The sequence below is a fragment of the Bacillus sp. FSL W7-1085 genome (genome assembly GCF_038595035.1).
In the GTDB taxonomy this organism is placed as follows: Bacteria; Bacillota; Bacilli; order Bacillales; family Bacillaceae; genus Bacillus; species Bacillus altitudinis.
The window spans coordinates 1757831-1778164 of record NZ_CP152000.1 but is presented as its reverse complement, the minus strand read 5'-3'; the positions used below and the strand labels follow the sequence as shown (position 1 = coordinate 1778164).

Annotated in this window: 19 protein-coding genes; 3 read left to right on the top strand and 16 right to left on the bottom strand. The window is 40.8% G+C overall.

Translation table 11 applies throughout. The features are described 5' to 3' along the window. The first annotated feature begins 138 nt into the window (after window positions 1-138). Window positions 139-759 carry a transcriptional repressor LexA gene (lexA, locus tag MKY11_RS09025; protein ID WP_007499350.1) on the top strand — a complete coding sequence of 207 codons (621 nt, stop codon included), beginning with the start codon at window positions 139-141 and terminating at the stop codon, window positions 757-759. Between the two features lie 47 nt (window positions 760-806). Here lexA and MKY11_RS09020 read toward each other — a convergent pair whose 3' ends face one another. Next, complete coding sequence (locus tag MKY11_RS09020) at window positions 807-1244, bottom strand: hypothetical protein (RefSeq protein WP_057079489.1); 438 nt, start codon at window positions 1242-1244, stop codon at window positions 807-809. A gap of 296 nt (window positions 1245-1540) precedes the next feature. On the opposite strand from MKY11_RS09020, the gene MKY11_RS09015 reads away from it, so the two are divergent. Further along, window positions 1541-2083 carry an IseA DL-endopeptidase inhibitor family protein gene (locus tag MKY11_RS09015; RefSeq protein ID WP_017359584.1) on the top strand — a complete coding sequence of 181 codons (543 nt, stop codon included), beginning with the start codon at window positions 1541-1543 and terminating at the stop codon, window positions 2081-2083. A gap of 32 nt (window positions 2084-2115) precedes the next feature. On the opposite strand, the gene MKY11_RS09010 is transcribed toward MKY11_RS09015, so the two are convergent. The 8 genes from MKY11_RS09010 to MKY11_RS08975 form a co-directional block, all read right to left on the bottom strand. Next, window positions 2116-2964, bottom strand: a complete 849-nt coding sequence (locus MKY11_RS09010) for an STAS domain-containing protein (protein WP_017359585.1) — start codon at window positions 2962-2964, stop codon at window positions 2116-2118. Between the two features lie 144 nt (window positions 2965-3108). Next, window positions 3109-3489 carry a NucA/NucB deoxyribonuclease domain-containing protein gene (locus MKY11_RS09005; protein ID WP_224559893.1) on the bottom strand — a complete coding sequence of 127 codons (381 nt, stop codon included), beginning with the start codon at window positions 3487-3489 and terminating at the stop codon, window positions 3109-3111. A 227-nt stretch (window positions 3490-3716) separates the two neighbouring features. Next, window positions 3717-5711: a glycosyltransferase family 39 protein gene (locus MKY11_RS09000; RefSeq protein ID WP_326111871.1), complete on the bottom strand. Its 1995-nt coding sequence runs from the start codon at window positions 5709-5711 to the stop codon at window positions 3717-3719. Between the two features lie 145 nt (window positions 5712-5856). After that, on the bottom strand, window positions 5857-6765 hold the full coding sequence (locus MKY11_RS08995; protein WP_008343827.1) for a trypsin-like serine protease: 909 nt from the start codon (window positions 6763-6765) through the stop codon (window positions 5857-5859). Between the two features lie 244 nt (window positions 6766-7009). Next, the gene (locus tag MKY11_RS08990) at window positions 7010-10153 is read right to left on the bottom strand and encodes a bifunctional cytochrome P450/NADPH--P450 reductase (protein ID WP_342502062.1); all 3144 of its coding nucleotides are present in this window, start codon (window positions 10151-10153) and stop codon (window positions 7010-7012) included. 21 nt (window positions 10154-10174) lie between these two features. Continuing rightward, on the bottom strand, window positions 10175-10756 hold the full coding sequence (locus tag MKY11_RS08985) for a TetR/AcrR family transcriptional regulator (protein ID WP_007499369.1): 582 nt from the start codon (window positions 10754-10756) through the stop codon (window positions 10175-10177). A gap of 228 nt (window positions 10757-10984) precedes the next feature. After that, a complete protein-coding gene (locus MKY11_RS08980; protein WP_342502061.1) occupies window positions 10985-11695 on the bottom strand; it encodes a DUF421 domain-containing protein in 711 nt (236 codons plus the stop codon). Window positions 11696-11759: 64 nt separating this feature from the next. Continuing rightward, window positions 11760-13976, bottom strand: coding sequence for an RNA ligase (locus MKY11_RS08975; protein WP_342502060.1), 2217 nt, complete (start codon window positions 13974-13976; stop codon window positions 11760-11762). Between the two features lie 107 nt (window positions 13977-14083). On the opposite strand from MKY11_RS08975, the gene MKY11_RS08970 reads away from it, so the two are divergent. Next, window positions 14084-14275: a hypothetical protein gene (locus tag MKY11_RS08970; RefSeq protein ID WP_035391946.1), complete on the top strand. Its 192-nt coding sequence runs from the start codon at window positions 14084-14086 to the stop codon at window positions 14273-14275. Between the two features lie 13 nt (window positions 14276-14288). Here the strand turns inward: MKY11_RS08970 and MKY11_RS08965 are convergent, their stop codons facing one another. From MKY11_RS08965 to MKY11_RS08935, 7 genes are all read right to left on the bottom strand, one after another. Continuing rightward, on the bottom strand, window positions 14289-15197 hold the full coding sequence (locus MKY11_RS08965) for a DMT family transporter (protein WP_039167701.1): 909 nt from the start codon (window positions 15195-15197) through the stop codon (window positions 14289-14291). A 132-nt stretch (window positions 15198-15329) separates the two neighbouring features. Next, entirely contained in the window at window positions 15330-16052 is a 723-nt protein-coding gene (locus tag MKY11_RS08960) for a lactate utilization protein C (RefSeq protein WP_058337587.1), read from the bottom strand. Next, window positions 16049-17473, bottom strand: coding sequence for a LutB/LldF family L-lactate oxidation iron-sulfur protein (locus MKY11_RS08955; protein ID WP_039167696.1), 1425 nt, complete (start codon window positions 17471-17473; stop codon window positions 16049-16051). Before MKY11_RS08955 ends, MKY11_RS08960 begins: the two co-directional genes overlap by 4 nt. 21 nt (window positions 17474-17494) lie before the next feature. After that, window positions 17495-18211, bottom strand: coding sequence for a (Fe-S)-binding protein (locus tag MKY11_RS08950; protein ID WP_007499377.1), 717 nt, complete (start codon window positions 18209-18211; stop codon window positions 17495-17497). Between the two features lie 189 nt (window positions 18212-18400). Further along, window positions 18401-19252, bottom strand: a complete 852-nt coding sequence (locus MKY11_RS08945) for an SDR family oxidoreductase (protein WP_342502059.1) — start codon at window positions 19250-19252, stop codon at window positions 18401-18403. Window positions 19253-19386: 134 nt separating this feature from the next. Further along, the gene (locus tag MKY11_RS08940) at window positions 19387-19800 is read right to left on the bottom strand and encodes an Rrf2 family transcriptional regulator (RefSeq protein ID WP_041507230.1); all 414 of its coding nucleotides are present in this window, start codon (window positions 19798-19800) and stop codon (window positions 19387-19389) included. A 48-nt stretch (window positions 19801-19848) separates the two neighbouring features. Further along, window positions 19849-20322 carry a VOC family protein gene (locus MKY11_RS08935; RefSeq protein ID WP_051404169.1) on the bottom strand — a complete coding sequence of 158 codons (474 nt, stop codon included), beginning with the start codon at window positions 20320-20322 and terminating at the stop codon, window positions 19849-19851. Between the last annotated feature and the right edge of the window lie 12 nt (window positions 20323-20334).

The following is a 20334-nucleotide window of genomic DNA, read 5'->3' as shown; positions in this document are numbered from 1 at the left end:
ATGTGTGTTCGTTCTTTCTGACACTCATTATAAATACGAACAAACGTTTCTGTCAAACGTTTTTTTCGAACCTATGTTTGTACTGTTAGGAAAAACATGCTATAATTTCTTTAAAATTGACGTTTTGAGGTGCAAAAGATGACGAAGCTATCAAAAAGACAACTCGATATCCTGAAATTCATAAAAGAAGAAGTAAAAAGCAAGGGTTATCCCCCATCCGTTCGTGAAATTGGCGAAGCTGTCGGTCTAGCATCCAGCTCAACTGTCCATGGACATTTAGCTAGACTAGAAACGAAAGGTTTAATTAGAAGAGACCCAACGAAACCTAGAGCGATCGAAGTACTAGATGAAGAGGAAATGAATATTCCAAAAAGCGCTGTAATGAATGTTCCAGTCATCGGAAAAGTCACAGCAGGCTTGCCTATCACGGCTGTTGAGAATGTAGAAGAATATTTCCCACTTCCAGAAACTTTTGCAGCGCCAGATGAACAAGTATTTATGCTTGAAATTATGGGAGAAAGTATGATTGATGCAGGTATTTTGGACAAAGACTACGTCATTGTGCGTCAGCAAAGCACTGCCAACAATGGAGATATTGTGGTGGCTATGACAGAAGAAGATGAAGCAACAGTGAAACGTTTTTATAAGGAAGATACACACTTTAGATTACAGCCCGAGAATCCATCAATGGAACCGATTATTTTACAGAATGTGAGTATACTAGGTAAAGTGATTGGCGTATTTAGAAATATTCATTAAAAAAAGCCGGTATTTCATCAATTGCTGATGAGAGCCGGCTTTTTCTTTTATGAACAAGAATATGCAAGAATACTGGAGCTTGGGAACGAGCCAAATGTAAAGTTCGGCCATATGAAACCCGTTGTACGGCCAAAAGGCTGCGAGGAAAGAACATACATGAGAAATACTTGACCGTTTCTAAGGAACACAATGGTCCACCTTCTATTACATCCAGCTGCAAATTGAACCGTTTGCTGGCTTCCGCCTACACTCTGCCCCGCAATGAGCGGCTGCATACTTTGAGGCTGAGAGACTGCTTGTTGATATTGCGAGATGATATGCTGCGGCGGGGCTGGCGGGACCGATTGTCCTCCTGCACCTTGCCCAGTCCCTCCGAATGGCAAACCGGGAAATCCTCCAACTTGAGAAATAGGAAACGCCGGCATGCTTTGTACCTGCCGATCGTACAAGTACCCATTCCACGTACCTTCATATGGATTATACATACTAAACACCACTTTCTTAGACATTCATCACGACAGTATATGTCATACATAAAAAAAGAGTGTTGAGGAGACAAATAGAAATCTTTCCAAAAGACGTTTTATTCTTCTTTAGAACGGTTAAATACTAATGAGGAAGAAAAAAATAAAAAAATGAAAACTTTTTGTCTCCCTCAAACGTTATATAGATAGAAAGAAAAGAAATAAAAAACATTTAGATTTAATACTTGTAATATCTCTGTAACTATTGTAACATTTGTAACATAAGAAGTTTTCATTGAGAAAAGGAGGCAATCGCCTTGAAAAAATTATTTGTTTTATTAACCGCTATTATGCTTATGATCTCATTACAAACAACAACACTGGCCGCTTCCAAAAAATCAGCCGCTTTGACAAATAAAGAAGCGTTACATATTGCCCTTGATGCAAGAGAACACTTTTGGAGTGCGATGTCAGGCTACAACATTAAAGAGCATTCAGATTACAAATTAAAATCATTTACTTATAAAGATATGACTTACAACTACCTGTCTAAAACATTTGATACAAAGAAAAAACTAAACAGCTATCTATCTCAAGTTTTCACAAAAGATGCCATTACTCACGGTTTAAAAGACTATCAGTTCATCGTTCATAAAGGAAAAATGGCTGTGCCAGTTGGTGACGGAGACAATATGCTTAATTGGGATAAGGCAACACCTAAACTCGTCTCTAAGAAAAGTACAATCCGCACATACGAATTCACAGTTCCAACACTTGATGGACGCAAAGTAAAACGTACTGTCACTTTCGAGAAAGTACAAAACGAGTGGAAAGTAACAAAAATTGACGCTGTGATCTAAATAAAAACCAGGCCGTTTACTAGGCCTGGTTTTTATATGGATGAAAATTCAGTCATACGATCTAAAGCGTGAGCAAGTGATGAAGCCGTTTGAAATTCATTAAAAGGAAGTCCAAGCTGTACAGCCGTTTGAGCAATTTCTGGTCTAATCCCTGAAATGGTCGTATCAACCCCAATTAACCGAAGTGACGTGACAAGATCAAAGATTTGATGTGCTACCATCGTATCAATGATGACGACACCTGATAAATCAATACATAAATGTTGAACACCTTTTTGCGAACACTGTTTTAATGTATTTTCTAAGATAATCTTTGCTCGCGCAGTGTCAATATCTCCAACTAAAGGCAATAAGGCAACATGACTTTTTAACACAATGACTGGAGAACTCAGCTCATAAATCATGTCTCTTTGTGCAACGAGTTTTTTGGTGGTATTTTTCACATATTGCTGAATAAAGACATGAATCGAAATGTTAAATGCCTCAGATATCAAATCATACCAATAAAATATTCGATCAATGTCAATATCACCTTGATGCTGTTTTATAAACTCTTTTAAGTAATGAAGAACCACTCTTTGATTGGACATATATTCTCTCACGACGTAATCTAATGGTGTGTTCAAGTGCTTCGGATCACTTGCTAAGTCTTCAGACCATTTTTTAAATTTCGTATGTAAATACGTCTTGTCTTCAATAAGTGCGCGGATAAAATGCTGATAATAATCTTGATTTTGCCGTTTAAGCTCTGCTATGATGCTGGAATCTGTTGAACGATAAATGGATTCTGGATCATCATCCTCAATTGATTCATACCATGTTTCAGTCAGTTTCTCTGCATGTTGCATGAAAAAATCGTATAATGCACGGTTCTTTTCCATAAGCATATGTCCCTTCACATTTTCTACTTGTCAGTCTTTGTACCTGATGGATTGATTGTACCATTGAATCTTTTGTACCTGCTAGCTCGAATACGCTCCTGTTGAACAAAAAGAGCCCCCTCTCAAGGAGCCTCTTGTCTATGTTTATTTGACAATAAATAAAATTCGTTTCCCGTCAGGATACCCGCTGATTTGATGCCCGACCCATGAACCAGCGCCTCTATTATCTGATGGACTGACATATTGAACGCTTGCCCCCTTTCCTCCTTCAAGACACACCGCCATCGGCCATTCATCCCGGTCAAAACCAGGTTTTGTGGGAATTCCTTTTAATGATTCTTGCCTGCGGGCATCTGCCCCATTTCGGTCAATGGTACACACGTCTGAGTGCCCTTTTCGAATAGCTTCTTGAATATGACTGCCTGTTTCAGGATACCGTTCCTTAGGAAATTGAATCACATGATCATAACGATCTGCTCCTTTTGCGGAACGATCCTCTCCAAAACCACCTAATAACGCACCCATCCAAATGACAAAACAAAGAACGACAGCAGCGATCCAGCCTTTTCTCATCTTCAAAAGCTCGTGACCTCCTCATACTTTTGATGAAATGATGTTGACTTGAAGGGAATGAGTCATTTTTAATGTATGAGTGGCTGAGTGATGACATGTGAAAAACATGAGCTGAATCTTCCTGGATACTGATCCATAAGAAAAAACGAATGATCTCTTCATCATTCGCCTTGTTCTACTTAAGATATTTCATCTACTCTATATAATGTTTCGTTTTGTGAAGACATCTCGGATGGCATCCCCTCTTCAGCTGATGTGGATCGTTTATATTCTTCAGATGAGATGACTGTACCATGTGATTTAATCCAGCTAACCAATTTGCTGTTAGCTGATGACTGATTGTCTGGTAATAAAAAGTATTTCACCTTTCCTTGTTGAATAAGTGCTTTTAATTTGTTGACATTCAAAATAGGATCTGTCCCATTAAAACCGCCTAAAGCCATGACATTCTCATCTTCGTCAATGATATATGGCGCTGCGGTAACAGTCGTAAGCGTTGCAAATAAATACGTTTCACCTGTTTGATGAGCCTTTAAATAAGTGAGTAAGCCTTGATCGACACTAGATGTAAACATGTTCCCACCTCGTGAACTAGCCAGCTGTACACCTGCCTCTGGAAGAACAGCATTTCCACCATATATGATTGGGGTGGCGGACCAAAAACCTGGAAACAGTAACAGCGTTGTCAAAGCAGTGATGAGCAGTCGTTTCATGATCAATTGTTTTTCTCTGTACATCAGCAATAGGATAGCGATACTTGTTCCCGCAATGGCAATGGCATACATCCAAATACTACTGATTTGAGTCGTATAGTTACTCAAAATATACCCTTGGAAGATGGCTGTAACAGCGATTGCTGCTGGAAGCAAATACGCAGATACTCCTTTGTTTGCCTTAAATAACTCTCCCATCTTCTTAGCTCCTATGCCGCATAGTGCTGCAATAGGCGGGGCAAGCATAATGAGATAGTAATGGTGAAAGAAACCCGCAATACTAAAGAATCCGGCAGCAGGAATCAGCCATGCTGTCCAAAACATCGTTTGTTTCCATTCATTTAATTGTGCTTTTCTCTCATTCCACCAGCTGATGATCATCCCTAAAAGCCCAAACAAAGCAAACGGCAGCATCCAACTGATTTGACCTGACAATGCAGATTGAAATAAACGAAATATACCGGGATTCCCAGTGCCATACATATTCATACTTTGTTGACCTACAGCACTTCCAGGCGGAGAACCACTACCTGAACCATGTTGAGGTGGCATCATTTGATTTTGGGATGGAGGCGGCTGATTTCTGTTTGACTGATCCTCTGACGAATTCCCTAATCCAGAATTGTCTGGCATCACCATACCTGCTTGCTGATTCATGTCACCAAAGGATTTCCCTGTCGTCTGACCAAGCAGCCGTTCCGTGCCGTTATAACCAAAGGCAAGTTCTAACACTGAATTTGTTTGGCTGCTTCCCACATAAGGGCGCTCACTTTCAGCTGTCATATCTACAGCAACTGCCCACGATAGAGATAAGCAGACTAATACGACGATCGAGCATAAGAGAGAGAAAATTTTCTTTTTTAACGGTACGCGAGCAGCAATAAAATAGTAGAAAATAAATGCTGGAACGACCATAAACGCTTGCAGCATCTTCATATTAAATCCTACCGCTACCAAAGCGAAGGCCATAAGAAGCCAGCGCATCTTTCCGCTTTTTACAGCACGCATCAAGAAATATGTACCCGCAAGTAATGTGAAGACAAGCATACTGTCGATATTGTTCGTTCTGCTTACAGCTGCGGCAATTGGCGTGAGAGCCATAACGGCCGCTGACACCCTTGCAGCACCTTGACCGAAAGCCGGTTTTATCATGAGATAAAGAAGAAGAACAGACCCCACTCCAGCAAGTGCCTGCGGCAATATCACACTCCATGTATGAAAGCCAAAAATAAGTGCACTGATGGTTTGAATCCATAAAACGACGGGTGGTTTATCAATTGATACGAATCCAGCCGCATCAAATGAGGCATAAAAAAAGTGATGGAAGCTTTTGGACATACTTTTGACTGCAGCTAAATAATATTGATTGGCACTGTCATTCTGCCAAATTTGATAAGTGTAGAGAAAAGCTGCAATCAATAAAATCAACAACAATATCATATCTATTTTTTTATTTTTCACTCATATCTCTTCTTTCTTTTTCATTTATTTCATTCAGCATAGCTTGTAAATATGAAATAGTGATGAACAAAAAAAGAAACTTTTCTGCATTTGACGATAAAAAAAGCCTGTCCCCTGTAAAGGAAACAAGCTGATTGTTCTATTTTTATTGCGCCTTCGCATAGTTGATAAATTCAACAAAGGCAGCAGTCGCTTTTGGTCCGCCGTTGATCGTTCCGTTTGAATAACCCGCATTATGGACCCCGACGATCTGTTGGTTCTGATCTAGCATCGCAGAGCCAGAGTTTCCGCTAAATGTATCGATCGTATAGTATGCGAGATTCGTATCTTCTCTCGTGACTGGACCTGACATTTCCCATTGTGACACTTTGCCAGTCGATCTCATTTTATCACCTGGATATCCAGAAATTTTAATCGTTGTACCTGTTAGATTTGTCACTTGACGAATAGAGCGATAGCCGACCGTATTTCCAATGTTCGTATCTGTTTTAATGACGGCAAAATCATATTGACTCGCCCCCGTGTTGATATATCCGCTTGGTACATAGAATTCGGTCATGTTTGCTGAGCCGTTCACGGCTGTGCTGTCATTCATGCCTGGGTAGACAGACCCTTTTGCACTATAGCTTCTTGTGGCTGTATTGTAGACGCAGTGTCCGTTTGTCAATATTTTGTTTGGAGCAATGAGTGTTCCGGTGCAGCTAGACCCACCAAATGTAATATAAGCAATAGAGTTGTAGGGTGCTACTCTTGTATTCGTCACTTTTGTTCTACCATCGTCTCCAATGACTACTTTTGTTTGAAAGTCTTTTAAATATTTTGTGAGTGGTTTTACTTTTTCGCCAATAGTAGAAGAGAGATCATCCACTTTGTCAAAGGATGAGGGGGTTTTCATATCGTTGTGGAAGTCAGCTGAAGAAATCACCTTTCCGTCAGAAGTCACCATGTCATAATCAGACGTAAGTACTGAATCAGATGCTGCATGGGCAAAACTAGGCACACTTAAAGCACCAAAAACGAGTAGTGAAGGGATTAATTTTTTCACCTTTTTCATCATATTCCTCCTTTATGTCCTATATCAAAAATGATACGATTGTTTCATATTGGAGTAAATGAGAGAATATTCTTATTTTTTACAAAATATTTCATTTGTAAATTAGGTGTTTCGTATCTTCCAAATATTTATTCTAGCGATCTCTCTATGAAAAAAGAAAAACCGCCATTTTGGCGGTTTCAAGATTGTTGACGAAGGGCTAAAATGTGATTTATTTTAGCCCTTTGTCTTCTTTTCAACATGATCAGCTCCATACATCTTTTACATATCTGTTGTCATTGGCTAAAGATGTCAGCCATTGTTCAGCTGTTTCTTTCGCACACTGTTTCTCAGTCTGATACAATTCAATAAGTGTTGCCTCGACATCTGGTGCCATGACCTTTCCATCCCCGCAAATATACAGGTAGGCGCCTTTGTCGAGCAATTCAATGAGCTTGGCTCCATCATTTTTAATGAAGTGCTGGACATACACTTTTTGCTCCTCGTAGCGAGAGTAAGCACGGTGGATGGTGACGACTCCTTTTTGTTCTGCAAGCTGCATTTCGTCATAATACAGATCATCTTCATGCGGGTGGCGGCAGCCAAAATAAAGATGGGCTTCACCTAACGACTTCCCTTCATTTTGCCATGCTTCCCTTGCCTGAATGAACCCTCTAAACGGGGCGATACCTGTTCCTGGTCCAATCATGATCATTGGTATTTCAGGAGAAGGCGGCAATTCGAATCCTGCTTGAGCTTCATGAAGGAAGCAGGCCACTTCATCTCCTTCTTGCAGTCCGCATAAATAGTTTGATGCGACGCCTGCGTATTCACCGCGTCCGCTCCATGATTTTCCTTTCACAACAGCTACTGTGATACTAAGCCTCTTTTCATCTACCTTTGGCGAACTGGAGATCGAGTAATAACGAGGCTTCAATCCTGGTAAAAGGGCTAAAAAATGATCAAATGGCAGTTCACATGCTTCGTATTGTTCTAGTAAATCAAGCATGGTCACACGCTTCTTTAATACAGCTTCTTGATAAATTTCTCCCGCCATTTGTTCAAGTTCAATACGATGAGGTGGGCATACCGTATATTTTGCAAGTTCTCTTAGCTGAGTACGTGTCACAGGCTCTTGCAGCTCTACATGTGACGCCAGCAATTCTCCGACTTGAATTGGCTGATTTAATGGTAAATGACTTGCTTCTTTTTCCGAAGAGAGTATCATGTGCTGCTCTGGATCCAGCTTGAAATGATCGGTCACTCGCTGAACGAGTGTTGCACTATTTTTTGGCACGATTCCGATATGATCTCCTTCTTTATAGTGCTTGCCTTCAGGTAACTGAAGTTCGATATGCCTTGTTTGGCGGGTACTTCTTTCAGATTGTAATTCTTGATTTTTCAATACAACAGCTGAAAAGGCACCATATGTTTTAGCAACAGGACGTTCCACTAGCTCATTCGTATATGCAATGGATAGGTTTGGCTTTTCTTGGCGTTTCTCCTGCAAGGTTAAATTGAATTCTTTTGCAAGCTCATCGAAGACTGTCTTCTGGAATGTTTCTTTATCTTCATCCATATCACCGCCCGCATCGCCTTCACCAATATCCGTTACACGCTTCGCCCCTTTTCTTTCAAGTGCTTCATCAATCAGACGAGGAATACGCTGATACGTGCTCGCCCAATTTCGATCCCCGCACCCAAAGACTGCAAATGTCACATTTGATAGATCTTGCTCCTCATCCTGCGTCACCCAATCCACAAACTGTTTCGCATGATCAGGCGGATGACCGTTGTATGAAGCCGTTACAATTAAAACTGCGCCTGACTCTGGTAACTTTCGAGTATAATCATCAAGCGGTGCCGTTGTCACGTCAAACCCTTTTGCTTTCCCGTCTTCAGCAAATTCGTTTGCCATCTGCTTTGCTGTGCCAAGATTTGATCCGTACAAGACCAATAGCGGTGTTCCATGACTCGCTATTTTCACTTCAGCAGATGCCGTGCTTTTTGTTGGTTCTTCTTTCGGAGGCGCCATAAAGAATTGCTGCTTTCTTGGCCGCACTTTGATTTTAAAATCATTCGGCTTAATCGTCAGAGATTCTTTTAAATCCAGTTCATACGACGTATGGTCAATCAGTTCAAGGTTGTGCAGAACCATCGCCAGAACCATCGTGGCTTCATGAAGGGCAAATTGCATCCCAATACATGCACGCTGGCCATTTCCGAACGGTTTATAGGCATGCTGTGGAATTTTTTCAGGATGCATAAAACGTTCAGGCTTGAATTCTTCTGCATCCTTCCCCCAAACCGCTTGATCCCGATGTATTTTAGGAAGCAACACACTGACACTTTGGTTTTTTTTGATCGGATATTTCCCTCCAATGACTGTATCCTCTTTCGCATAAAGAGAGAACGTAGGCGCAGTCGGCCAGAGGCGAAGTGCTTCATTTAAGACCATACGCGTATAACTTAGTTTTTGAACCTGCTTAAATGTCGGCAGTCCGCCTTGTAGCACGTCGTCTGCTTCTTGTACGGCTTTTTTTAATTTGTCTGGATTTTTTAGTAAAAAATAAATCGCAAATGACAACAATCCACTTGTTGTTTCATGACCTGCTATTAAGAAGGTAATGATTTGATAACGGATATTTTCATCTGACAGGCGTTCACCTGTTTCAGGATCCTTTGCATGTAGCATGAGAGAAAGTAAATCATTGCCCGTTTTATCTTGTTTTTTCCGTTCTTGAATAATGTCATCTACTAATTTCTTCATAAATTCAACATCTTGTTCAAATTCTTTTCTTCTTTTGATCATTAATTTATCTGCGACCGGCAATCTGCTTGCTTGATCCATCGCTTCATTTAAGCCATTCAGCATGCTTTCAATAAATGGATGTTGATTTTCTTTGTAAAAGCTGTTAAATCGAAAATCAAAACCGCATAGCCCGATCGTATCTAAAGTGAGCTTTGTCATATCCTCTGCTACTTCAATTTCTTCATCACGACCCGTTCTTTGCCATTTTTGTACAAGCTGTGTGGCAATATCGAGCATCATCTCATGATAGCCCTTCATGGCCTGCTGGCTAAACGCCGGCATCAAGATGTGATGAGCCTTTCTCCAATTCGGCTCTTCTGTCCAACTTGTGAATAACCCATCCCCTGAAAATGTTCTCACTTTATTGAGACTGCTTCCAATGAATTTATCAAAACGCCTCTCATCAAATACTTCTTTGGCAAGTTCATGGCTGGAAACAAAAATACTTGTTGCTTTTGAAAATTCAAACTGAAAGATCGGCCCTAATTCATCTGCCAGCCGCCAAAAGGTTTGAGAAAGCTCTCCTTTTTTGATATGAGGAATATTTTTTAAAGGTCCGTATGTTTTTGGTTTTGGAATGATTGATGTTTGTTGCATGTGCCCACTCCCTTTATTTCTTTATGATGCAACGCTAATGGCACGCCATAAGCATTGCTCAATATCTTCTAAAAATTCAATGGTTGGCTCAATTTCCTCTGCTAGAATCTGTTTATGAAGCTGAACGAACGCTCCAAATACAATGGATAAAATCGTTCTCCCTGAAAGATTTGGATGAATTCCATCCTTTTTGCCTTCTTCAAAAATATGAAATAGCTCATTTAATAGCTGCTGCATCTTCTCTTTACTTGTCTCATCTAAATAGTGAGAGCGTTTGTCAATTTCTAAGAAGTACAGACCACTTGGATTCTCTTTTGTAAAGAGCACTAAGCAGTAAAAGACATGTTTGAAATAAGCCCTGATACTTGCTTTAGGGTCTGGACTGTTTGTATTCACCTTGTCGATAAATGCAGTCAGGCTTCGCTGGTATAAAATGTTCACAAGAGCCTCTTTACTATCAAAATAACGATAAATAGTTCCTGCTCCAACATTGGCTCTTTTCGAAATCATCGGCATCGTTGTACCGTCAAAACCCCGTTCAATAAATAAGTCCAGAGAAGCCTTCATAATCTGCTCCTGTTTATCAGTAGTTGCTGCGGGCATTTCATCCTCTCCTTTCGTTATAATAGGAATGAATGTTCATTCCGCTTGATGTATATTATATTAATATTTTAAATTCTTCTATTTATACTTAAACATACTTATTTTTCTCCGTCACTACATTTTCTAAAAATAATAATAATTGAGAAATGATACCTAGATAGATGACATCCAAACGACTTATAAATATTGGCAGTTCTGTGACGCGCGGGTGTCGTCCGTACTACATATTCATTCTTGATCAATTGGAGAATGGATGTGATCGTCATATGTATCAATATATAAACTGCCATTACTTGATCGAACCGCATAAACAATGTCTTTTAAAGACAGCTGCCTTTTTTGAAGTTCTTCATAGATCCACTGCTCCGTTAATTGGTTTTCTTGAAGGTTTTTCAAAATGAGCTTTCCGTCCATAATGACTTCAATGGGCATGTAACGCTCTGCCTGCTTCCACAGGTTAAGATCTTTTCGCGTGACATAATCAAATGAAGGGTATTTTTTCACTGACATATGCCCATCTGTTTCAATCATTGCAAATTCAACTTCACTAATGTCAAACACATTCTTTTCTCGGAGCTGTTGATTTAAATAATCAAGTGTATACCTCATTCCTTTCATATTCTCTTCAAGGATTTTGCCATTTTGAATCACAAGCGTTGGTTTACCGGCCATAAATCCTCTCACCTTCCGGCTTCTTAAAGCAAGTAAAGAAATCACATAAATAATGATCACAAGTGTCACAAAAGAAATGGTTGTGTGATGAAGCGGAAGCGTAGTATTAAACGCCAGGTTCGCCGCAATTGAACCTAGACTGATCGCTGCAATGAAATCAAAAATATTCATTTGCGCAATGGTTTGCTTTCCAAGAAGACGGGCACCGCCGAATAAAATAGCAAAAGCAAATATGGTTCGAAGAATGACTTCAATATGATCTGGCATTTCAGCTTCCACCTTTCGATTTCATGAAAAAAAGCCTTTTCTTTAGAAAAGACTCTTTGTTAGACTATGCATTTATTCCGTCATTATTCAAATGGCCCGCTTCCGTTTGCTCAAATTGTGAACGCAGCTCAATGATTGAGCAGTTTCTCACGTTTACTGGATCTTGCTCGAGCAGCCATGTATAAAATCTTGCTTGCTCTGCTGTTTGCAAAGCCTGCATATATTTTTGGGTGGAGCGCTTATCTGCAACACGCTGTTTAATGGATCGCATTTGCTTCCAAAATTGATAATAAGGAAGCTTTAACTTGGTCATAAAGCCGCTGTTATCCTCAATGACATAGCCTTCTTCTTTGATTGTGTCATCATGTGATACAGATTGATACCATTTATAGAAAGAGGTCCAATCATGAAACACTGCCACTTGCTGTTTGCACCGCATGCCAAGCTGTTCACTGAGCCTTTTCACTTCAGCAAATGGTTCTTTTTCATAGCTCAGCTGACGCTTCACGATATCAAGTAAAATGAGTTGATCATGATCATATGTGATAATATGCGGGTCTTTCTCTGACAAAATGACTTCAAATACAAGGGATACATGGTTGTCGCGTACATATGATTTGATGTAATCGACCTGCACATCGTCAAAGGTCGCATAAAATAGCTCTTCGACCCAAGCAGCATGCTGATTTTGCTTCACATGTGACGTATACGATTTGGACGTAAACACCAGTTCATCTTTTATGTCGTTAAACCCAACCGTACCTAAGTATCCATTTGCTTTATCATAGACCGTCACAGGAAATTGAAGATGATTCACTAAATGCTGCATTCTGGTTTCAGGACGTTCATCAATATTAAAGAACTTATTATAACTTCTAGACACAATCTGCTTTGAAGTCATATTGATAAACAACCCTCTTGCTTTGACATTTATTTCATCCCATTGTCTTTCACTAAATGCTTTTTTCGTGAAATTAAAAGATGAAATATCGTGTGGCAGCTTTAATTCCTGTACATATTCATGCTGATCTAAATGGGCTAAAAAATCATCCAGCGTCACATTGGGCTGAACAAAGACCGGTTGCTTGTTTTCAGAAGCTCTGTAGACAGGATTGTCAATTTCATGTGTCTCAATCCCGCCTGCTGTGATTTTTAACACACGCAGCTGTCCGCCAAATTCAACCTGACCTTCGAGATTATAAGATCTATCCGCCGCTTGGATAGGCAGTCTATATAAATTGCGATGACCATGAATTTGAATGATATCTAATCCAGAAGTGTTTTGGACAAATAAGTGGTCAATGTCATCTGAATATTCACCTACTCCGTGAATAAGCTGCTGCGATGAGACATGCAGAAGCTCTTCTGGCAAATGAGCAAGCCCACCATGGGTGACAAGAAATGTCTGACCATGATACGTAAAATAGGTGAGCTGATGAAATGTTCTGACAAACTTCCTTAATTCTTTTAGGTCAAAACCTGCTTCCGCAATTTCAGGCGCAGTATGACGGTTAAACATATTGCTTCTCACTTTTTCTTCATGTGCATATTTGTAAAGATGCTGATCATGATTTCCTTCAATGACAATCACATTGCGGCATTCTCTATGTGCCAGCATCCATTCTAAAACTTCCTTGTTTTCTATTCCTCTATCAAGCAAATCACCTGCAAAGATATAAAGCTCGTTTTCTTTCAAGTCTCCTTGCAAATAAGTATTTAGAGCTGTGTAACAGCCGTGAATATCACCGAAGACGTGAATGGCCTCATACTGATCAAAAGACCTGGGCTGATAAGTCATAATGGCTGGATATTCCTCAGGCGTCAAAACGGTTACCCATGAAGGCACCTTCTCTGTCTTTAACCGTTCATTCATTTGATATAACACAGATTCCTTCACTACTTTGTGCGGCTCTCGACCGCGATTTTGCAGCAGGGATGTTTCAAGACGCACTTGCGTAAAATCGACGACATACACTCTATAGCGGTATGAAGTAGCTAATGATTTATACTGCGAAATGGACTTACTTGTGACATGTGTTGCATCAATGACAGTAAAGTCTCCTCGTTCCATTCTGGCTGTGAGGAGTTCAAATAATAAAGACCAGACTTTATGATCATGTTTGCTTGAAATTTCCGGTTTCCCATTGACTGATAACTGCGGAGGCTGGGTTAACAGACGGATTTGATCCGCTGATAATGTATATGGTTCTAAGCCTTGTTCTTTGATCCAAGTTGATTTACCTGCACCTGGGAGACCTCGTAAAAGGACTAAAGTTCTCATAATGGTTCTCCTTTAATGAGTGATATTTTACCTATTATAGATAAATTATGGATAAATCTCAATCTTTTATTGATTATGGTAATATATAGATATAAGGAGGGTTACACATGCCTAATGAAGCGAATACTGCATTCAACATTGGGGATATCGTATTCCAAGTATTTTCTCTTCTATTCATTGCATTGATCGTGACCATCGTTGTCATCGCGATTCGAATGATAAGAAGAAAACAAGTGGAATTGAAGAAAGTCGAGGCTAGATTAAACAAAGTAATTGAAAAAAATCATTTAAAAGAGTAAAAAAATCCGGGAGTTAACCGGATTTTTTTGTTTTCATCACGATTCCTTGTCGCTGCTGCATCAAAAAGAAAAAGACACCTAAAAGGACAAGAAGACCACCGAACATTTGCAGCAGCGTGACTTTCTCTCCAAGCAGTAAAACAGCGAGTATCGTTGCCCCAACAGGTTCGCCTAGAATACTCATTGAAATAGTTGTCGCATTCACATAGGTTAACAGCCAGTTGTTAATGACATGGGACATGGTAGGGATAATGGCGAGCAGTAAGAAAATCCCCCATTCTTTACCCGAATAGCCTACAAAAGGCGTTTGCTGTATAAGGTTAAATAAAATTAAAAAAAGGCCGGCAAAACCAAATACACAAAAACTATAAATCCAATGAGATATCTTTCTCACAGCCTGTTGACCGATTAATAAATAACAAACAACAGCGATTACACTGAAAAAGGATAAAATGTCTCCTATAATGGCGTCTTGGCTATGTCCGACATCCCCCCATCCGATCATGAGCGCACCAACAATCGCCGCACACATTGTGAAAATGGCTGACTTTGTTGTTCGTTCACGAAAAATGAGAAATCCGCCTAATAATGACACCATCGGCTGAAGTGCAATGATGATTGTAGAGCTCGCCACTGTGGTGAGCTTCAATGAGCCGAACCACAAAACAAAATGGAGCCCTAAAAAGAAACCTGACATACATAAGAAAAACCAGTCTCTTCGCTTTAACGAGACAAACTCTTTTTGACGCGGCAGAATAAACGGAAGCATCAAAACCGCCGCAAATATCATTCGATACATACTTAAAATAGCAGCAGGCGCACTTGACCACTTCACAATAATGGCCGAAAACGAAATCGCAATGATTGAGATCACAAGCGGCACCGCAATCGACTTCTTTGGAGCATTTGTCTTCATTTCCATTAGCAGCTTCCTTTACATCAGCAGTAGATGAGCTTCTCATCTTGTATGACGTCATCTTACTATGACTATTCGCCTAGAAGCAAGATGAATTTTAAGAATGTTTACATAAAAAAGGCTTTCTTCACGAAAGCCTCATTCATCATCTATTAATACATAAACAGCCCGCACCGGCCCATGAACACCAACCACTAAATTCATTTCAATATCGGCAGAATTACTTGGACCTGATATAAAATGAATGGCGCCTTTCGTCTGCTCTCCTTCTTCTACTAAGCGATGAAGAGCTGAAACAGCATGAATCATCCGCGGGACAATTGTGCTTTTTTCAATACATACGATATACATCATCGGTAAAAAATGAAGTGCTCTCCCTTGACCTTGATGGGAGGAAAGAACAACCGTTCCGGATTCTGCAAGTGTGTAATCACTGAATACCACTGCATATTTCGCTTGTTCTGCCTGCCTTATATTTTCTTCTCTTGATGTATCTGCATTCCAGCTAGTGACTGAGATTCCTTCTTTCCGCAAGGCTTGCAACATAGGATGACATTCATATTGTGCAAAACGTCTATCGCTCGAAGTCATCACAGGACCTTCTCCATACTCTTTCATCAATAATCGTAACGTTGAGGGTGCTTCTTTTGGCGTTGTTTCTACCACTCTCGTATGAATTTGCTGACATTGCATCTTCAATTGCTCTACCAATTCTTCTTTCGACAGACCTTCATTTGTTTCCCAATTGACTCGATTCTTCCAAGCCGGACGCCGAATAGATGCAGGCTTGGAGGAGCTTTTGCCTAATTGTTGCTGGATATGTGCTAAAAATGGATCTCGATGAGAAATGGTTCCTTTCATTGCCGCTCCTCCTTTTGTTTCTTTTTAAACCAATCCCGAAACCTTTCTTTGCTTGGCGCTGGGAGGTCACGAATTTCTGTCCAATTCTTTAAAGGACCCGCACCTTTTGAAATCTGTCCGTTTGAAGCCATACGTTTCAAGAGCACAGGGGCTGCTTTTGTTCCAAATCGATACATTCTAGGAGTGGATGCGCCCATTCCGAACATTTTCATTGCCATCATTTCCGCTTTAGGCGCTCTCCCCTCTTTTTCAACGATGGCTTGTCGATGTTTGATTAATAATTCGTGAAGTGGAATTTTCACTGGACAAGCATCTGTACAGGCTGCGCATAAACTTGAGGCGAAAGGAAGCTCTTGGTAGTCGTCATATCCTCCAAGTAGCGGCGAAAGAACAGCGCCAATCGGCCCCGGGTAAATTGATCCGTACGAATGACCGCCAACATGCCGGTAAACGGGGCACACATTGATACAGGCTGCACACCGAATACATTGCAAAACTGGCTGAAATTCCGTCCCTAATATATTTGACCGTCCGTTATCCACAATGACCAAATGAAACTCTTCTGGTCCATCGACCTCTCCTTCTCCTTTTGGTCCCACGACAGAGATATAGCTTGTTAACTTTTGACCGACTGCGCTTCTGCACAATAGACCGACAAGAACATCGAGCTCCTCCATCGTTGGTACAAGCCGCTCCATCCCCATGACTGCGATATGTGTCTTTGGAATAGACGTGACAAGATCCGCATTCCCTTCATTCGTCACAAGACAAATCGATCCTGTGTCAGCCACAGCAAAGTTACAGCCCGTCACACCAATATCCGCTTCAAGAAATTTTTCTCGTAACAAAGCTCTTACAAATTTGGTCATTTCTTCAGGAGTCTCTGACATATCATATCCAAGCTTTTCGTGAAAAACTTCCCGTATTTGTTCTTTCGTCATATGAAGGGCTGGTGCCACGATATGTGAAGGTGGTTCATGGTCATCAACTTGAAGAATATATTCTCCAAGATCGCTTTCAACTACCTCGCAGCCAATCTCTTCTAGCGCTTCATTCATTTCAATTTCTTCTGTGACCATTGATTTTGATTTCACGATCTTTTTTGCTGCTTTTTTTTGTGCTACATCTTGGATGTACGCCGATGCCTCTTCCTTTGTTTTTGCAAAAAACACATGACCTCCACGTCTACTCACGCTCTCACTTAATTGATATAAGTAGTCATCAAGATGGGCAAGTGTATGCTGCCTGATGTCCTCTCCAAGTTCACGCCACTTTTCCCAGTTTCCAAGCTCTTCACTTGCAGTCATCCGCCTTTTATACAGACGCTCCTGTGCCGAGGAAACAGCTCCTCTCATCACAGCGTCTTCTAATCCTTCGCCGATCCGCTCTTTAAAAGCCTTCTCTCCAATTTTCATACTCATGTGCCGTTCCCCCTCTTAGCTTCAGCGGCTATTCAACACTTCTGCGATATGCATCACTTTAACTGGCTTATGAAGACGATTCAGCCTTCCTCCGATATTGAGCAGACATCCACAGTCAGCACCGATGATATATTCAGCACCTGCCTCCTCTATGCTTTGTACTTTTTCATCGACCATCTGCTCAGAAATGGGTGTCATTTTGATTGAAAAAGTTCCTCCAAATCCGCAGCAATTTTCAGCGCGAGGCAATGGTTCCATCACCAAATCTTTGACATTTGACAACAGTGTGAAAGGCGCTTCCTTAATTCTAAGCAGTCTCGTCATATGGCAGGAGGTATGATAGGTGGCTTTTCCTTTCAAACTCGCTCCTACATCTGTTACATGTAATATATCAACAATAAATTCCGTTAATTCATATGTTTTCGCAGCAAGTGCCTGAGCACGGGCGAACCACGCTCGGTCTTCTTTAAAAAGGTGCGGATATTCTAAAAACATGGCCTTACAAGAACCTGATGGTGTGACGACATATTCAGCTGATTCAAAGGCTTTCATCATATTTTTGGCCGCTTTGATTGTTTCTTTTGTATAGCCGCTGTTAAAGGCGGGCTGCCCGCAGCACACTTGTGCTTCAGGGAATTCGACTTCAACACCGAGCCGCTCTAACACCTCGACAGTCGCCTTTCCTACATGTGGCTGCATAGTGTCAATTAAACAGGTGACAAATAAACTGACTCTCATCGGCGAACTTCCTTTCTTTTGCTGCACCTTGATTTATGTCTGGTCATCTGATGACTAAATAATGGACCTTCATTTCATTTTAATCCCAAATTTCTGAAATTTCAACGAACGGATTTGTTTAAAATTTGGATATCGTGCTTGTGAAGGTACATGAAAAAAACGCCCTTTTTACAGGGCGTTTTGACATGTTTATTTTGAAATCATTTCACGTATTCCGTCTTCAAGAGGTGTTAAAGAACGGCCTAATAGTTTTTCGAAATCATGGCTTTCGACTGCTAATGCCCCATCGCGAATTCCGCTTTGCATCGCTTTGACAAATGGAACAGCTTCTTTCGGTACACCATTTGACGCTAAAAATTCTCCAAATGTATCTATATCCATGTGCTCTACTTTGACCTCTTTGCCGCTCACCTTGCTGACCATTTGTGCAAGTTCAGGGTGTGTGCGAAGCGGTCCTGACAATTCATAGATTTCCTGATCATGTGCCGGCAGTGTTAACGCATTTGCTGCTGCTTCTGCATAGTCATTTCTTGTTGCCCAGCCGACTTTACCTTCACCAATTGGGCTGATAAACGGCGCTCCGTTGACTGATGCCAGAATCGTATCTTTTTCATTTTCCACATACCAATTGTTTCTTAAAAAAACATGGGGGATGCCAGAGGCCAAAATCGCTTCTTCTGTTTTTGCATGGTCATGTGCTAGGTTAAGCTGACTTTCTCTTGCATTGACAACACTTGTATAAGCAATAAATGACACATTCGCTGCTTTCGCTGCTTCGATGGCATTTAGATGCTGCTTCACTCGTTCTCCATCCCCAGACGAAATGATCAAAAGACGGTCAATCCCTTGAAACGCTGATTGAAGTGTATCCGGCTGTGTGAAGTCTCCTTTGCGCACATCCACCCCAGCTTCCTTCAAATGTACTGCTTTTTGCGGATCTCGCACACTGACCGCCAATTGTTCAGCTGGTACTTTTGCGAGCAAATGTTTCACGACGAGCGATCCAAGTTGTCCTGTTGCACCTGTCACTAATAATGTCATTGATTTGACCTCCTCATTTTTCGTTCAACGGTGATGTTCCTGAATGAAACAGCTTGTTTCTTACATCAGAGCATTCGTTATAATCAAAATGGTTACAACGAAGGGGTAAAAAAAGCTCTATGTATGAGCTTTTTCTACTCCGCCTCGATTAATAATTGCTTAATTGTCACTTGTTTTAGGCGATGCTCAAGTGCAGACTGTGCTTCTTTGAGTTCTTTCCGCAGTCTCGTATCCATGGCTTGACCAATTCGACACGCAATGACTGGTTGATGAAAATTAAACAACTCTTCATCTTCGATTACATCCACAGCCCGGTACACATCTAGTAGAGTAATGTCCTCTGCCGGCCTTTTTAAGGAAGCACCGCCAACTCCTCGGCGAATCTCAATGAGATCCGCCTTTTTGAGCATAGCCATCATTTTTCTGATAATGACTGGATTTGAATTGACACTTTCTGCAATAAAATCCCCTGTGCACTCTTTTGAAACACCCGCAATAAAAGATAAGATATGAACAGCAATGGTATACCTGCTGCTAATTTGTTTCACATTCCTTCACCACCGTTGTAATCAATATAGTTACAATGAGCGGTTTTGTCAATCAATAAACGGATTTTTCTTTCTTTCCCAATCTTCAAATGTCATCATCTCATGATGTTCTGCTGCATCAATTTCTAGCGGTGCAATACATTCAAGCAGATTTCCATCGGGATCAAGAAAATAAATGGCGGCATGAAATTGTGGTGGATTATCAAGTACTAAAGGCTGTTGCTCTTCCGAAAAGCCAAACATCGGATGTATGCTGATCCCTTTTTCTATCAGCCATTCTTTGATCTGGTCAAGGCTGGATGTTTCTATTTGGAAGGCCACATGTCGCGTCGCTGGGTGATATGGAACAGTGGACATATCAACCTTCCAAAGGCCGAGCCAGCTCTTTCCTTTCTCAATCCATAAAAAGGCCACTCGTTCATTTTCATGAGCAAGCGTTAATTCCAATTTTTCAAAAAAAGAAATGGATGCCTTCAAATCACTCACAGGTAAATGTGCTTCATACAAGCCTTTCATCATCATTTCAATCACTCC

Excerpts from the sequence above, each read along its gene's own strand:
- MKY11_RS09005 (WP_224559893.1), bottom strand. The coding sequence starts at position 3,489 with ATGGGTGCGTTATTAGGTGGTTTTGGAGAGGATCGTTCCGCAAAAGGA.
- MKY11_RS08985 (WP_007499369.1), bottom strand. The coding sequence starts at position 10,756 with ATGCCCGCAGCAACTACTGATAAACAGGAGCAGATTATGAAGGCTTCT.
- MKY11_RS09020 (WP_057079489.1), bottom strand. The coding sequence starts at position 1,244 with ATGTATAATCCATATGAAGGTACGTGGAATGGGTACTTGTACGATCGG.
- MKY11_RS08990 (WP_342502062.1), bottom strand. The coding sequence starts at position 10,153 with ATGCAACAAACATCAATCATTCCAAAACCAAAAACATACGGACCTTTA.
- MKY11_RS08980 (WP_342502061.1), bottom strand. The coding sequence starts at position 11,695 with ATGCCAGATCATATTGAAGTCATTCTTCGAACCATATTTGCTTTTGCT.
- MKY11_RS08965 (WP_039167701.1), bottom strand. The coding sequence starts at position 15,197 with ATGGAAATGAAGACAAATGCTCCAAAGAAGTCGATTGCGGTGCCGCTT.
- MKY11_RS08975 (WP_342502060.1), bottom strand. The coding sequence starts at position 13,976 with ATGAGAACTTTAGTCCTTTTACGAGGTCTCCCAGGTGCAGGTAAATCA.
- MKY11_RS08950 (WP_007499377.1), bottom strand. The coding sequence starts at position 18,211 with ATGAGAGTCAGTTTATTTGTCACCTGTTTAATTGACACTATGCAGCCA.
- MKY11_RS08995 (WP_008343827.1), bottom strand. The coding sequence starts at position 6,765 with ATGAAAAAGGTGAAAAAATTAATCCCTTCACTACTCGTTTTTGGTGCT.
- MKY11_RS08955 (WP_039167696.1), bottom strand. The coding sequence starts at position 17,473 with ATGAGTATGAAAATTGGAGAGAAGGCTTTTAAAGAGCGGATCGGCGAA.
- MKY11_RS08945 (WP_342502059.1), bottom strand. The coding sequence starts at position 19,252 with ATGACATTATTAGTGACAGGTGCAACAGGACAACTTGGATCGCTCGTC.
- MKY11_RS08970 (WP_035391946.1), top strand. The coding sequence starts at position 14,084 with ATGCCTAATGAAGCGAATACTGCATTCAACATTGGGGATATCGTATTC.
- MKY11_RS08960 (WP_058337587.1), bottom strand. The coding sequence starts at position 16,052 with ATGAAAGGAACCATTTCTCATCGAGATCCATTTTTAGCACATATCCAG.
- MKY11_RS08935 (WP_051404169.1), bottom strand. The coding sequence starts at position 20,322 with ATGATGATGAAAGGCTTGTATGAAGCACATTTACCTGTGAGTGATTTG.
- lexA (WP_007499350.1), top strand. The coding sequence starts at position 139 with ATGACGAAGCTATCAAAAAGACAACTCGATATCCTGAAATTCATAAAA.
- MKY11_RS09010 (WP_017359585.1), bottom strand. The coding sequence starts at position 2,964 with ATGGAAAAGAACCGTGCATTATACGATTTTTTCATGCAACATGCAGAG.